A 15,126-nucleotide genomic window follows, 5' to 3' on the forward strand; every position below is an offset into this window, starting at 1 on the left:
GAATAAGGCCGCCAAGGCGGCCTATCCGTTATTTTTGTGTTGGATCGAATGTGTAATCCCCACCAAGATATTGTTCAGAAAGTTTTTTCAACGTACCATCAGCACGCATTTCTTTCATAGTTTTATCAATTTTTTCGTTTACTTGTTTCATGTCATCTGTACGTTTAGACAAGAAATAAGTTGGTACTACTGCCAATACATCGCCTACGGCTTTGAGTGGCAAGCCACGGTCTTTAATAGCAGAGTTAATTACGTATTCGTACTCACCTGCTGCATCAGCACGGCCTGTAGCAACGAGGTTTAATGTTTCTGCACCTGCTTTATCTGTATAGATAACTTCGATTTGAGGATTTGCTGTTTCGTTGAATTGTTTTACTAACTCGTTGAACTCAGAGGATGTAGTAACGGCGATTTTCTTGCCTTTCAAATCATCTAGTTTAGAGATATCGTTGCGGTCATTTTTAACTACTAATTTACGTGTAGAGTAGTTGTTAACCTCATTTGTGTAGTAGTATTTTGCTTCACGAGTTGGGTTACGGCGCATTTGGTTCGCGATCATATCCACTTGGCCTGCATCCATTGCTACGAAGGCAGCATCAACGGCCATTGGCTTGAAGTTGAAATGAAGGTCTGGATTACGACGTTCAATTTCTTTCAACAATTCTACGTCAAAACCTGTAAGGTTGCCGTTATCATCTGTGTAGGAATAGGGGCGAACTGTACCACGTGTAGCTACGTTAATCACTTTAGCATCTGGATTTACTTTTGCTTCCTTGGATGTATCATCGCCGCAACCAGCTACAACGAGCACGCCTAGTGCCAATGCGCCGATGGCGAATAATTTCGTCAATTTCTTTGTATTAAACATGTAAAACTCCTTCTTTTCGCAATGTTTGCAGGAATGGCTCAACCTCATCTGTATGGGTAAAAGCTTCAATGATTCTATCTATTTGATCAGCCTTCAAGGTAAGGCCTAATTTTATGCGTATATCCTCCATAGTGAGAGGATTATTCGGTGATCCTTTCGGATTGTTCACCGTTTCTGTGAAAGTATCTCCATTTTTCAATATAACGGTTACTTTCGTAATCCGCTCTGTTTGGGATACCTTCGGTAAATCATAAACACGCTCAATTCGTGACATATAGTCTCGTATTGATGAGTCTATGATATCTATCTTGAATAATTCATCCTGTACCGCCCCATACGCGAGGACTTGGTACACGATGTACTCTATGGAAAACTGCCCTTCTCGACCTGTTGTTGGCGATGTATAACGCAATGCCGCATCAGCACCAGGCGGGAAGTGAACAGTCACTCGATCTATCTCATCCCAAAGGGAGAAATCGGGGGTGGTACATAATCTACATTGATCTTGTTCCTCTGTATCTGGTGAAAGGTAGTTGTGTTTAGACACATACGAAGAAGATGTATATAGTCTATGTGCCACGATTTCTGCCGCTTCAGCGCCACAAATGGCTGCCGAGCAATACGGGTGAACTTTCATCCACAAACCAGGATCAATGAGTTGTCCTGGTGCTAGCCAACGGCTAGCAATGTCATTTGATGTAACGGTAATATTACCGATAGTTTTAAACCAACCCCGTTCAGGGTCAAATGGTTTTGTACTTGTTCGCAGTGATGTATGTTGTAACAGTTCGTAAGCCCATACGCCATTGCGTGCCGCCAGTCCCGCATGGAGCGGCTTACCATCTGTGCCACTTTGAAAGAACATGCCCGCCGATTGAGTAGCAGCCAAAGACAGGAGCTGAGCCAAGCTTTCACCATGAAGGCCTCGCAAAGCGCCTATAGCGGCCGCCGCCCCAATAACACCAACGGTCCCCGTAGAATGCCATCCTTGGGTTCGATGGGCAGGATTGATGAGGGAACCAATAACCCCCTCAAGCTCGGCACCGATGATATAGGCCCGAAGGAAATCATGCCATGTATCATGCGGCTCGAGCACTGCCAACAAAGCAGAATATAAAACAGTACTGAAATGACCTGCCAAATTTGCCTGGGCATCATCAAAATCTAAATAATGGGAGGCAAAGCCATAATACAAAGCTTTATCGGCTTTAGATACGTTTTCTCCATTAGTCCCGATGAACCGAGCCAAATCTTGAACGGCCTGTTCCGTCTCAGCCGGCGCTAGAGATGCCAAATAATCTAGAAAAGCAATGCGAGCCACTGACAGGAGGTCCTCACGGTTCGTCACATCCGTTTGTTCTATGTAGTTCACAATCGTCTGTGTTACGGAATCCATGGAGCCTTCCTTTCAGTTATCTATAATTAAATATATTGATCGATTCGTCAGTAATGTATCAGATTTCATAGTAAAAGATGTACTAAATACGGCTCATCCAACATATGAATTTACCGTCTATTTTATTTACCAAATTTTTCAGCCCGGTCATTTGGTTCTAACCAAATGGAATCGTCTGGTCCTTTTGGAACGAGGCGTGGTAGATCCTCAAATGGCGTATGATCTACATAGTAGAAGCGTTTGCGCATGGAGTCGAAGTCCGTTGTGCCACCGAAGGCTGGATTGGAGTACAAGTCCTTCGCATAGTTCCAAAGATTGGGATAGTCTACGAGGCGTTTCTTATTCACCAAGTATTTTTGGTAGAATACAAGGTCAAAACGAGCCAATGTAGGGAAGATACGAATATCTGAGTCTGTAATGGTATCCCCCATCAAGTAACGTTGCTTGCTAAGGCGTTCTTCGAGCCAGTCCAAGCAAGCAAAGATACGGTCGTAGTAGTACTCGTAGTCTTTTTGATTTGTTACGAGGGCTGCTAGATTTACAGCCAAGTTGAAGTCAGCGTAGATGATTACGTTCAACGCATCGATATCAGCACGCAATTCTTCTGGATAAATATCTGGTGCATCAGGGGAGATAAAATCTTTGAAGCCCAATGCCAATTCCGTAGTCAATGCATGGTAGTCGTTGTTGACTACCGCACCAGTCGTAACATCTACGATAGCTGGTACTGTGGAGCGTGCGTCGTAGTTAGGGTCACCTTTGCGATACACTTCACCTAAAGAGTGAATCCCCAACACTGGATCCTTTTCGTCTTTATCAAGAGTAAAGAACCAGTCTGCAATAACGCCTGCTGGACGCAATGGATCAACCGTGCCTTTAGAGATCACCTTATCTAGACCAAGCAAATCGATGGCGATAGCAATGCGATGGGCCCAAGGGCAATGCTTAGACCATACAAGGCGGTAACGGTCCTTTTCTACAGGTAGAAACCCTGGTTCACTGCCAAAAGGTGTTGTGAATTGAGGCTCTTCACTATCAGAATATTTTTGACGACGGTTAAAATTCGATGCATCTTTACCTTCATACTCCTTCTGCTCCCCTTGAGAACGAGGGTTACTAGATTGAAACTCAGAAAAATCGATAGGACAAGGATTCATAGCACGTTGGAACTCAACTTCTTTACGAGCCGCCGCAATGGTAGGATCCTTGATTTTACTTACATCTACGTGTTCACTCATTCTATACTCCTTATAAAGGTCATCCCCATTAGCTTTATTCCACTTTTCATGGTGAAAGCTTCTGTGATATTCCTCAATTATTCCTACTAACTTAATATGAATATAAGCCTATATTATATTATTTAAAAACCTATGTCAATAGTGGGTATTTATATTTTTATAATGATTATTAAAAATAAAAAAGCTCAAGCTATATCATTTCTAAGATATAACTCGAGCTTTTTAATTATGCGTTATGTAAATGTAAATATTATATGTTAAGTAAACATTATGTGTATTGAATAAACACTAGTATTGGTAATATTTTTATTCGTGAGGTGTTGTATAGTTAATATCTTGTGCCTTGTAACTTTCACCATGAGCTAATACATGAACGATGGTTTCCAATGTGGCACGTACAGTTTCAACAGCCATGCTTGGTTGATTTGGTTTATCCACCACTTGGGATGGCAAGTATGGGATGTGCATAAAGCCCGCCTTAATATTGCCCTTTTGCGCGGCATAGTGACATACACCATACATCAAGTGGTTGCATACGAAGGTTCCCGCTGTATTGGAGACCTTAGCAGGAATACCGTTTTGATGTAACGCATTGACGATATTTTTTATGGGCAATGTCGCAAAATAGGCACTAGGGCCATCGGCTACAACAGGCTCATCTTCCGGTTGGTTGCCCCCATTATCTGGGATGCGAAAATCGTCGCAGTTAATAGCAACGCGTTCCACTGTAATATCAGGACGACCACCTGCTTGACCTACACATAGGATAAAATCTGGTTGGCACTGTTCAGCTGCTGCTTTTACAGTATCAACAGATTTATAACGAATGGTAGGAACCATTTGTGTCACTACCTTGTAATCACCATCGGTATAACCATCCATTGTTTTGACCGCTTCCCAAGCCGGATTAATAGGTTCACCGCCAAATGGATCAAAGCCGGTAATTAAAATTGTTTTCATCACACTACCTCATAACGATATCTTATGGTTCATTAGAATAATCAAACATGATACATAATCTTAGAAGGATATATCATATAGTTTCATAAGCATATCGTACTTTCACAAAAGGGTTAAATAAAGTAATACATTAATAGAATATTCAATACGAGCATAATCAATGCAATTGGAAGTTGTGCTTTAATAACGCCGTATTGGTCGCGCATTTCAAGGAGCGCTACCGGTACGATGTTAAAGTTGGCAGCCATAGGTGTCATCAAAGTACCGCAATAGCCTGCAAGCATTGCAATAGCACCGACAGCAGCTGGGTTAGCACCATGAGCTACAACGAGCATTGGGATACCGATGGCACTTGTAATCATCGCAAATGCGGCAAAGGCATTACCCATAATCATTGTAAAGATAACCATACCGATGCAGTAAGCCACAACAACGAGAAATACATTATCTGCTGGTACTACACTTGCGACTGCACTGGAGATAAGTTTACCAACGCCAGCCAAATTAAATAGATACCCAAGAGCCGCTAATAACTGGGACAAAATAGCAGTCCAACTGATAGCATCGATAAGTCGACGGCCTTCATGGAAACCTTGGTTAAGTTCGCCCTTTGTAATATAAAGAGCAGCACACATAGCGATGATTGCGGCAATACCTAGACCAACAAGAGCGCCTAACTTAGTAAAGAAACCAATGAAGAATGTAATAATACCAACAAGTAACGCTGGTACGAAGATAACATTACCAATACGAACAGCTTCGCCTTTTTTGAATTCGATAGGAGATTCAAAGTAATGGCCTTTGCCGAGTTGTTTTACTAATACGATAGCTGCCATAGCAATTACAAGCCAGCCATTAATTTCCTTGGAGAGATAAGAACCAAAGATAAAGGATATGCTATATAAGAGCCAAAATAAGCCTGTACCAATGCGATATTTATGTTCTTTATCTAAAAATGATTGAATAGCAAAGATAAATAGAATAATCCCTACGAGAAGATATACATAATCTAAGGGCTGCATTTTATAGAGTATTTCTAACATATTATTCAGCCTCCTTCTTCAATTCTTCTGGTGTAACAAGAATATTTAACTCATTAGGTACTAATTTACCAGCTTTTATATCCGCTTCGTCACGAGCGACAGAGGCTTGAATTGTTTTATCAAAGATAATAAAACGAATGAAGTTAACAATATATGCACAAACAGCAGTTGGCAATCCGTATAATACCATATCTGTTAACTCTACAGAATAACCTAATTGTTCCATAACGCCTTTGATGAGTAATAACCCACCAGCAGCAAGGAATAGGTTTTGACCAAAGAAGTTACCTATATTATCTGCAGAAGCAGCTACACCACGCACCTTATCAAGTGTACGTTGAGATACTGGACGACCTTGAGCTACCGCAGCTTCACTCATGGGAGCGATTAATGGACGAACCATGGCAACCATACCAGACATGTTAATACCAAAAGCTACTGTTACTTGGCGCACAAATAAATAAATCATAAAGATACGCCCTGCAGTAGCAGCGTTGATCTTACTGATCAAAATTTCTGCCCGTTCACGCAAGCCGTGACGTTCCATAAGACCAATAACAGGTAATATCAAAATAAATAATGACATATAACGATTTTTAACGAAAGCCTCCCCAATGGCACCAACGATATCGTTGATACTGAGACCACCTGCAAGGCCCGTTACAAAACCTGCGGCTACGACAACTAACAAGGCATTAAAGCGTAGCATTAGACCGATGACCATCACTAAAATACCTGACAAAATCAACATATGGACACATCCTTTCTACAAATCATCCATAACACATATAACCATAAAGATACGTTATATGTATATATTATATACTGAATAGTCATAATCTTACACAAAAAATACCTTGTATCTAAATTTAGTGAATGTCCCTGATCTGCAATCAGAGCATAAAACACTCAAATAGAGTACAAGGTAATTTACGTAATTAATATAACGCTTTCTTAATTAATTTAATTCTTTCTTAAATAATATAGTTGTATGCTGTTTTCCTCTAAAATGAACCTTATCATACGCCGTAAACCCAAAGGATTCATACATTTTAGGCAACCACGGATGCTCCTTAGCCGTTCCTAATGTAACAATATGTGTTTTAAACTGTTCTTTTAAAAGCTCCTCTGCATAGCCCAAGACTTCCCGTGCATACCCTTTGCCTTTGAAAGCTGGTGCTGTTACAAAATGAGCAATATGCGGATATTTATCCGGTGTTGAGTATTTCACCCAAGGCATACAAAACGTAATAGAACTAACTAATTGCCCATCAATATACAAGCCGTATACAGGATAATTTTCAATCCACTCCTTAGATTCCTCTTCCGTAAAATCAATAGCGTCGAAGCTAATAGGATAGTCTTTTATAGCTGCATAACCGTCGATTAATACCTTATGATATTCTGCTGTGTCTGCTACTGTTAATTGTCTAAATTCTTTCATGGTCTTTCCCTCATATCTATATCTTTATTCACAAACTATGTATATTAATTCACTTTGTGAAAGTAATTATACACCTATATGTATTTATTTGCAATATACTTACATAAATATTATATGAAATTATAATATCTATAAAGAAAATCTTATATGCAATAATGTAATATATAGACCAACCCTCAACCATACTAAGTATCAAATAAATAAAAGGTCCAAATTCTCAACCGAAAGAGTGTTTGTATAAAAATAAGCAGAATACAATTTAAATTTCAGGCAATGATTTCATTCCGTCTAACCATAATTGACGAATTCCTATAAAATAAGCACAATACCACAAAAAAATTTAGACAAAAAAAACAGGATGTATCAAAGATACATCCTGTTTTGAGCTTTTACAAACTCTAGAAAAGTTAATCCTATTGATTATTGTATATACGGGAACCGTATACGTCACGTTCGTTTTTAGGTTCATTGTTAACGCGAACACGTTCAGTTTTATGACGATCGTTATCATCACCAGAAATACGATCAACACGGAAGTGGTTAAGACGAATATTTTGTAATTCAGGACCGAATTCATTCAATGCACGTTTCATATTTTCGTCAATAGGAGCACCATTTTGAAGTGCACGGTACAACATAGTAGCGAATTCGTAACGAGTCATCTTAACATCGCCTTTGAATGTGCCATCAGGGTAACCAACAAGGATACCATTACCAGCCAATTGGCTAATATATTGGTAAGCCCAATGGTTGCGTGGAACGTCTGGGAATTCAGCAGTTTTGCTAGGATCAATTGCATGTGGAGTCAAGATTTGTAACAAGTTGTTATATTTGTTTTCCATATCTTGAAGACGTGCATTCAATTCAGCAATTTCACGACCCATAGCTACGCGAGAACGGGATTCAGGGGAACGTTTACCAAGGCGAATAGATACACCTGCGTTCAATTGAGTTTCGCCAGTACCTACAGTGCCACCAACGGAGAACATTGTATCTTCGTTAGGACGGTAGAACGCACCCAACGCAGCGGAGTTAGCATTATGGTAGTGACCATAACCAGCAGCAATTGTCCATTTGTCATCAGGGTTGAAGTCCAATGGATGCAATGCAGCCAATGCAGCGGAACCTGCGCCTACTTTGTTAACACGTCTTTCAACAGTACCAACACGATTAGTCAAGTTCTTAATATTGTTATTAATTTGGCCAGGTGTGGAATTGTTGATTTGTGTTTGTAAATCATTAGCTACGGAATATAATTGGCTACCGTTTACAGCATCTGTAGAAGTAGCGGAGATTTCTCCAGCCGCAACATTTTTAATTTGACGTTCAGCACCAGCTTTACCTACAGACACGGAACCATTAGCTGCAGAACCTACGCCAGCAAAGCCACCAAAGGTATGACCAGCGATGGTTGCACTACTTTGAGCTGTAGCTTCACTTGTAGTGGAACCTGTACCTAAAGCGATAGAGTTTAAATGTGTTGCATTTGCATGATCACCAATCGCCATAGCATAGTCAGCTGTAGCACTTGCATCAGAACCAAACGCATTAGAACGCACGTTAGTTGCCTGTGCACCAGCGCCAAATGCTTGAGCATGATCACCAGATGCAAGAGCAGAGGAACCCATAGCAACAGAATGATTATTGGTTGCTTGTGCGCTAGAACCAATCGCATTAGATTTATAGCCAGATGCTAACGCTTCATAGCCAATAGCTTGTGAGCGAACTTCGGAAGCCTTTGCACGTGTACCAATAGCAGTAGACCATGTACGTTGTGCTTCAGCAGAATGACCAATAGCAATAGATTCATTCATCAACGCTTTGGAAGAATTACCCATTGCTAATGCAGAGGTACCTGCAGCAGTATTGTTAACACCAATAGCAACAGAATTACTTTTCCAGTCACCAGTTTTCTTTGTAGCATCATCTGGCTCATTTTCATAATCACGATCACGGAAGTTTGCAGCAGATTCTTTTACAGTATTACCGCTACCATACGCAACTGCATTATTAGTACCTGTAACAACATTAGTGTTGTCCATTACAACAGAAGCAGCGTCTACCGGATTAACATTCGCACCAACAGCAGTGACAGCAGCTAATACAGCAAACGCTAATTTTTTGGAATGTTTCATTTCTCTCATCTTACACCCTCACTAAATTAAAAAATCATCCAAATTACAATACAATTTTTCATTCTCTCTATGTTCCGTCTCTCACCTCGGTCTGAACAGGTGATATTCTAAATTAGCATAAAGAAATACCCCTATATCAGTTTAAGAAAAATTTATATTGTCGATTACTCGCATAGAATATCAAAGTTTTACGATATACACAACCCTTTTTTCTAACACAAACCAAATTACCAAGTCTTTATACCTATCAAAATCCGCTTTATTCCTAGCTTTACAGGGAAATAAATTTTACTCATTATTTCCCCTTATGAGTTAAATTTTTCGCAACTTTGTAAACTTTTCTCATATAACAAACTGTATAACTTATAAATAAATAACCACCTTATAAGTACGCAAAATATACCTTATATCCTCATTAATTCACATTCACACTTAATTCATGAATTATATGTGAATTAAACTGTTTTGTATATTTAATCAACAACTTAACATTTTATTATAATTTTATATTTCTATAGCGTCAGTATCTATCAATGCAAATCGGTGCCCCAAAAAACGCTAACGAGAATGTTATGAGAATAAACATGACAAATACAATTTATATTGACTAATATTTTATGTATATGTTTAAAAAAAGAAGGCCCCTATTCTTCATGAAAATACCCCTTTTACTGATTATCCAGTAAAGGGGGTACATATCAAAAATAGGGGTTTTATAACAAGAATCTTTCTTTATTATATGTAATTATGCTAATAAGGCGCTTACAAGTGCTTCTGCTTTATTAAAATCGGATTCTTCTGGGTTCCAGTTGCATTTGATTTCAGGTTCTACTACAGAGAATCCATATTTAGTCAACTCTTCACGGAGTACCTTTGTAGATTCACCAGACCAACCATAGGTACCGAATACAGCGGCTTTTTTATTTTTAAATTTCAACTCACGCAAGAAATCGAGCCAACCAGCTACGGAAGATAATACGCTATTACCTACTGTTGGAGACCCTACAGCAATTGCTTTAGACTTAAAGACTTCCGTCATAATATCATTTTTATTGGTTTTGCTAATGTTAAAAATCTTAACACGTGTATCAGGGGATTGCTTAGCAATTTCTTCAGCAATCTTATGGGCCAATTTCTTGGTGCCATCCCACATAGTATCATATACAACTGTGACTTGATCTTCTTGATACGCTTGAGACCATTCGTAATATTTTTCTACGATTTGCATTGGATTTTTCCGCCAAATGGCGCCATGACTAGTAGCGATGATATCGATTGGCAAGTTAAGCTTTTGAATTTCTTCAACTTTAGCTTTTACCAATGGAGAGAATGGATTCAAGATATTAGCGTAATATTTCATCGCCTCTTCCCATAGACGGCATTGATCGGCCTTATCCGCCCATAGTTCTTCTACGGCAAAATGCTGACCAAATGCATCGTTGGAGAACAAGATATTATCCCCTGTCATATAAGTCGCCATGGAATCAGGCCAGTGAAGCATGCGCATTTCTACGAATACCAAGGATTTACCGTTCCCGATATCTACGGAGTCACCAGTTTTAACAGTTTTGAAATTCCATTCTGGATGATGATATTGACCAACCAAGGACTTAACTGCATTTTCGGTACAATAAATTGGCGTATTAGGTATTTTTTCCATCAACGCAGGCAAAGAACCACTATGATCTACTTCGCCGTGATTACATACGATGAAATCAATCTTATTCAAATCGATTTCAGATTCCAAATTATCAATGAACTCGGAGGAATGAGGTTTCCACACAGTATCGATAAGGACAGTCTTCTCCTCTTCAATCAAGTACGCATTTTGGCTAGAACCATTATTAATGCTGTAGTCAGAACCGTGGAATTCTTGCAATTCCCAGTCGATTTTGCCAACCCAAGAAACATTGTTTTTAATGTGCTTTCTCATAATAACCTCCATGTTCTGTGAAAGTTGATGTGCTTAACTCAGATTTTTTAATGAACCTATATAGAAACACGAATGATAGAAGCAACTTTCACCGATAATACCAAATATATGGCCAAATGTTATATCAATGGATACAACATAAATCGGTCATTAACTATAGTTTTATTATATCGATATCACACAATTAAGTCTGTACCTGTAGGTACAGTTTTGAGAATTATTATAAAAACCACTCATAGGTAATCACATGCCGTACATTAGTACACATCGATTTCCCATGAGTGGTTACGAGTATATGTAATTATATGATTATTTATTACCCGATTTAGATAGTCCAGGGATAGCTTTATAGATATATAATGCAATATATCCATCAACCAAGCTATGAACGATGGTACCGCCACCTACAAGAACAAATACAACGTAGATGAGATCAATGTTTGGCATCGTAGTGGTAGTATAGAACAATAGGCATGCTAGTACCTCACCAATAGCGTGAACGATAGCACAAGCAAGGTTAAACGCAACAAAGGATAGAGCCCCTGTTAATACGCCTGGATGATGTTTAATATAGTAAGCCCCCATCAAGGCAAAGATGATATGAGATGCAGCGCGCATAACGATAACAAGTGGGAACCCTGCTACAAAGAAGCCGAGCGTAGAACCTATCACGACACAAGCTGCCATCTTTCTAGATAAGAACATAGCTAAGAATATAGGAACATGACTCGCCAATGTATACGATGCCGGTGGGATCACAACTTTCAAAGGCATCACGATAGGAATCATGATGGCTAATGCCATCAATAAAGCAGTAATGGTTAAATTTCGATACATTGAAGAATTCATAAAGGCCTCCTTAAAGAATATTTTGCCATTCATCTACCAATATAGCACTCTAATATATGAAGAACAACTACGTATACCGCTAGTGTCCTACAAAAAAGAGAGGGCCTTACAACCCCCTCTTATTTAATTGGACAAATATATTATAATACCTATATCTTAACGCTTATAATACGATTTTAAAAATGACGTAACTCACGTTAATAACTTTCAGAAATCTTAATTCATTACTTTTATAAACGTTCAATTACGGCTTGCGCCATTTCTGTTGTACCTACCCGTTTCAAACCTTCACGGTAGATATCGCCAGTACGGTAACCATCAACGAGCACTTGTTCTACAGCACTTTCAATAGCGTCAGCCACTTGAGGTAAATCAAGGGAATGACGGCACATCATCGCAGCGGACAAGATTGTACCCAACGGATTCGCCAAGTTTTTGCCCATGATGTCCGGTGCGGATCCGTGGATTGGCTCGTACAATGCAGTACCTGTACCCATAGATGCAGATGGTAAAAGCCCGATGGAACCAGAGATAACAGCACCTTCGTCGGACAAGATATCGCCAAATAAGTTCGTTGTAACGATAACGTCAAACTGTGCAGGATTTACAACGAGTTGCATTGCTGTATTATCTACATAAAGGTAATCTGTTGCGATATCCGGATTAGCAGCGGCTTTCTCTTGAGCGATTTTACGCCATAAACGAGAAGAAGCCAATACATTTGCTTTATCTACGGATACAACCTTTTTGTTACGTTTACGAGCTGTTTCCATAGCGATGTCCATGATGCGCTCTACTTCATAACGGCTGTACGTTTCTTTATCCCAAGAGAACTCGTTAGCACCTTCACCTTGTGCCTCTTCCCGTTCACCGAAGTAAATACCGCCAGTTAACTCACGAACGATAACGAAATCTACATCTTGCACGAGTTCCTTTTTAAGTGGAGAATACTCTTGCAAGGATGGATAGATTTTTACAGGACGCAAATTACAGAACAAACCAAGCTCCTTACGAAGACCTAGAATTGCTTTCTCAGGACGGATAGAAGGATCGACATTATCCCATTTAGGACCGCCTACAGCACCGAGCAATACAGCATCAGCCGCTTTACAAGCCTCAATCGTATCCTCAGTCAAAGGCACACCATACGCATCGATAGACGCACCGCCCGCTTTCTTATCAATCCAATTAACCTTTACACCGGCTTTCTCAAAAGCCACACCACACACAGCCTTCGCTGCCGCAATAATCTCAGTACCGATACCATCACCAGGAATCAATACGATACTCTTTTCGCTCATATTACCTCTCCATATAGTAAATGCTCATAGATGAACCACAAACTCATCTTTCTTTATTCCACTGTTAGAAATCTATATAGTCAGTGTCGAGCCTTCACACTCCCAAGAGCCGAATGCTCGTCGAAAACGACTTTGGCCCTGCGGAGGCCGCAGGCCGAAGTCAGACCTGGCCAGTGGAGGCTTGAGACGAGTGTTCGGCTCGCCCCTATTTACGGTTTTTAGCAAAACTTACAAGACCGCCAGCTGCCGCAATATCTTGAATGAATTGTGGCAACTCAGTCCCTTGGTATTGTTCGTTTTTAGTCAAGTTGTACACGATACCTTTAGACAAGTCTACTCCAATCGCATCACCAGCGTCAATGCGATCTACTTGTTCACCGATTTCCACAACTGGTAAACCGATATTGATAGCATTACGGAAGAAGATGCGTGCAAAGGAGTGTGCAATGATAACAGGCACGCCTTTAGCTTTAATAACGCCTGGTGCATGTTCACGAGAAGAACCACAACCAAAGTTTTTACCAGCTACCATGATTTCGCCAGCTTTCACATTAGGAGCGAACGTCGTATCAATATCTTCCATCGCATGTTCGGCCAATTCGTTCCAATCAGCAATCGCCAAGTAACGAGCTGGAATGATTACGTCTGTATCTACATCGTCGCCGTAGCGCCAAATTTTCTTGCTTTCAAAATCCATATTAAACCTCCTCAGGGCCTGCAATGCGGCCTAATACAGCACTTGCTGCCGCCACGTATGGGCTTGCCAAGTATACCTCAGAATCAACGTGACCCATACGACCACGGAAGTTACGGTTTGTAGTGGAAACAGTGCGTTCCCCTTCGGCCATGATGCCCATGTAACCGCCTAGGCAAGGACCACATGTTGGAGTGGATACAGCGCAGTCAGCTTGAATGAAGATGTCCAATAAACCATCTTTCATAGCTTGATCGTATACATCTTGGGAACCAGGAATTACGATGCAACGAACGAATGGAGCCACTTTGCGACCTTTGAAGATTTCTGCAGCTGCCACCAAGTCTTCGTAACGGCCATTTGTACAGGAACCGATGATAACTTGGTCGATTTTAATATCTTTGTCGATTTCGTTGATGTAATGTGTGTTGGATGGCAAATGAGGGAATGCTACAACTGGTTGCAATTTGGACAAGTCGATGGTAATCGTTTGAGCATATACCGCATCAGCATCTGGAGCGATTGGCTCAACAGGACGATTAACACGGCCTTTGATATATTCTTCAGTAATTGCATCGTAAGGGAATACGCCACATTTACCGCCCGCTTCGATAGCCATGTTACAAATGGTAAGACGATCAGCCATAGTCATGTGTTGTACACCTTCGCCAGCGAATTCAAGAGCCATGTAACGAGCGCCGTCTACACCGATTTGACCGATTAAATCAAGGATTACGTCCTTACCAGTTACCCATTTGTTAGGTTTGCCGATAAGCTCAACCTTAATTGTTTCAGGTACTTTGAACCAAGTTTTACCTTCTGCCATAGCAACGCCCGCATCAGTGGAGCCTACGCCTGTGGAGAATGCATTTACCGCACCATATGTACAAGTGTGGGAGTCAGCACCAATCATCATTTCCCCGGGACCGATAAGGCCTTTTTCTGGCAAAATAACGTGCTCAATACCCATTCTACCGACTTCAAAGTAGTTCGTAATGCCATGTTCGCGTACGAAGTCGCGCATTACCTTAGCTTGAGTAGCAGATTGAATATCTTTATTTGGTGTGAAATGGTCAGGCACCAAGTAGATTTTATGGCGATCAAATACAGGTTTGCCAATCTTCAAAAACTCTTTACGAGCCGGTGGGAATGTGATGTCGTTCATCAACACAGCGTCCAAATGACATTCAATGATTTGGCCTGGTTTTACAACATCAAGACCCGCATGGCGAGCCATATTCTTTTCGGTAATGGTCATACCCATA

13 protein-coding genes are annotated in these 15,126 nt (G+C 40.4%); all 13 read right to left on the bottom strand.

Going from position 1 to position 15,126, the window contains the following annotated elements:
• Positions 1 to 28: 28 nt before the first annotated feature.
• The 13 genes from E7K77_RS05765 to leuC all read right to left on the bottom strand — a co-directional run bounded on the left by E7K77_RS05765 (position 29) and on the right by leuC (position 15,125).
• Positions 29 to 868 (bottom strand): transporter substrate-binding domain-containing protein, encoded by an 840-nt coding sequence (locus E7K77_RS05765; RefSeq protein ID WP_004694256.1) that lies wholly within the window; start codon positions 866 to 868, stop codon positions 29 to 31.
• Positions 861 to 2,264 carry an MmgE/PrpD family protein gene (locus E7K77_RS05770; protein WP_325306422.1) on the bottom strand — a complete coding sequence of 468 codons (1,404 nt, stop codon included), beginning with the start codon at positions 2,262 to 2,264 and terminating at the stop codon, positions 861 to 863. The genes E7K77_RS05765 and E7K77_RS05770 overlap by 8 nt, the downstream gene beginning before the upstream one ends.
• 122 nt (positions 2,265 to 2,386) lie before the next feature.
• On the bottom strand, positions 2,387 to 3,502 hold the full coding sequence (locus E7K77_RS05775) for a glutathione S-transferase C-terminal domain-containing protein (protein ID WP_325306423.1): 1,116 nt from the start codon (positions 3,500 to 3,502) through the stop codon (positions 2,387 to 2,389).
• Between the two features lie 306 nt (positions 3,503 to 3,808).
• Positions 3,809 to 4,462 (bottom strand): pyroglutamyl-peptidase I, encoded by a 654-nt coding sequence (gene pcp / locus E7K77_RS05780; RefSeq protein ID WP_004694263.1) that lies wholly within the window; start codon positions 4,460 to 4,462, stop codon positions 3,809 to 3,811.
• Between the two features lie 113 nt (positions 4,463 to 4,575).
• Positions 4,576 to 5,505 (bottom strand): DUF979 domain-containing protein, encoded by a 930-nt coding sequence (locus tag E7K77_RS05785; RefSeq protein WP_215676179.1) that lies wholly within the window; start codon positions 5,503 to 5,505, stop codon positions 4,576 to 4,578.
• A 1-nt stretch (position 5,506) separates the two neighbouring features.
• Positions 5,507 to 6,256, bottom strand: coding sequence for a DUF969 domain-containing protein (locus E7K77_RS05790; protein ID WP_215676177.1), 750 nt, complete (start codon positions 6,254 to 6,256; stop codon positions 5,507 to 5,509).
• Positions 6,257 to 6,463: 207 nt separating this feature from the next.
• Positions 6,464 to 6,949 (bottom strand): GNAT family N-acetyltransferase, encoded by a 486-nt coding sequence (locus E7K77_RS05795; protein ID WP_004694271.1) that lies wholly within the window; start codon positions 6,947 to 6,949, stop codon positions 6,464 to 6,466.
• A 413-nt stretch (positions 6,950 to 7,362) separates the two neighbouring features.
• Positions 7,363 to 9,093 (bottom strand): S-layer homology domain-containing protein, encoded by a 1,731-nt coding sequence (locus tag E7K77_RS05800; protein WP_205112763.1) that lies wholly within the window; start codon positions 9,091 to 9,093, stop codon positions 7,363 to 7,365.
• A gap of 736 nt (positions 9,094 to 9,829) precedes the next feature.
• Positions 9,830 to 11,017: a flavodoxin domain-containing protein gene (locus E7K77_RS05805; RefSeq protein ID WP_316689571.1), complete on the bottom strand. Its 1,188-nt coding sequence runs from the start codon at positions 11,015 to 11,017 to the stop codon at positions 9,830 to 9,832.
• A gap of 309 nt (positions 11,018 to 11,326) precedes the next feature.
• Positions 11,327 to 11,866 carry a hypothetical protein gene (locus E7K77_RS05810; RefSeq protein WP_012863703.1) on the bottom strand — a complete coding sequence of 180 codons (540 nt, stop codon included), beginning with the start codon at positions 11,864 to 11,866 and terminating at the stop codon, positions 11,327 to 11,329.
• 230 nt (positions 11,867 to 12,096) lie between these two features.
• On the bottom strand, positions 12,097 to 13,167 hold the full coding sequence (gene leuB, locus E7K77_RS05815; protein ID WP_325306425.1) for a 3-isopropylmalate dehydrogenase: 1,071 nt from the start codon (positions 13,165 to 13,167) through the stop codon (positions 12,097 to 12,099).
• A gap of 205 nt (positions 13,168 to 13,372) precedes the next feature.
• Positions 13,373 to 13,864, bottom strand: coding sequence for a 3-isopropylmalate dehydratase small subunit (locus E7K77_RS05820; protein WP_008603290.1), 492 nt, complete (start codon positions 13,862 to 13,864; stop codon positions 13,373 to 13,375).
• Position 13,865: 1 nt separating this feature from the next.
• Positions 13,866 to 15,125: a 3-isopropylmalate dehydratase large subunit gene (gene leuC / locus E7K77_RS05825; RefSeq protein ID WP_278604357.1), complete on the bottom strand. Its 1,260-nt coding sequence runs from the start codon at positions 15,123 to 15,125 to the stop codon at positions 13,866 to 13,868.
• Position 15,126 lies beyond the last annotated feature (1 nt).

Origin of the sequence: Veillonella parvula, from assembly GCF_032577575.1 — a bacterium.
In the GTDB taxonomy this organism is placed as follows: Bacteria; Bacillota; Negativicutes; order Veillonellales; family Veillonellaceae; genus Veillonella.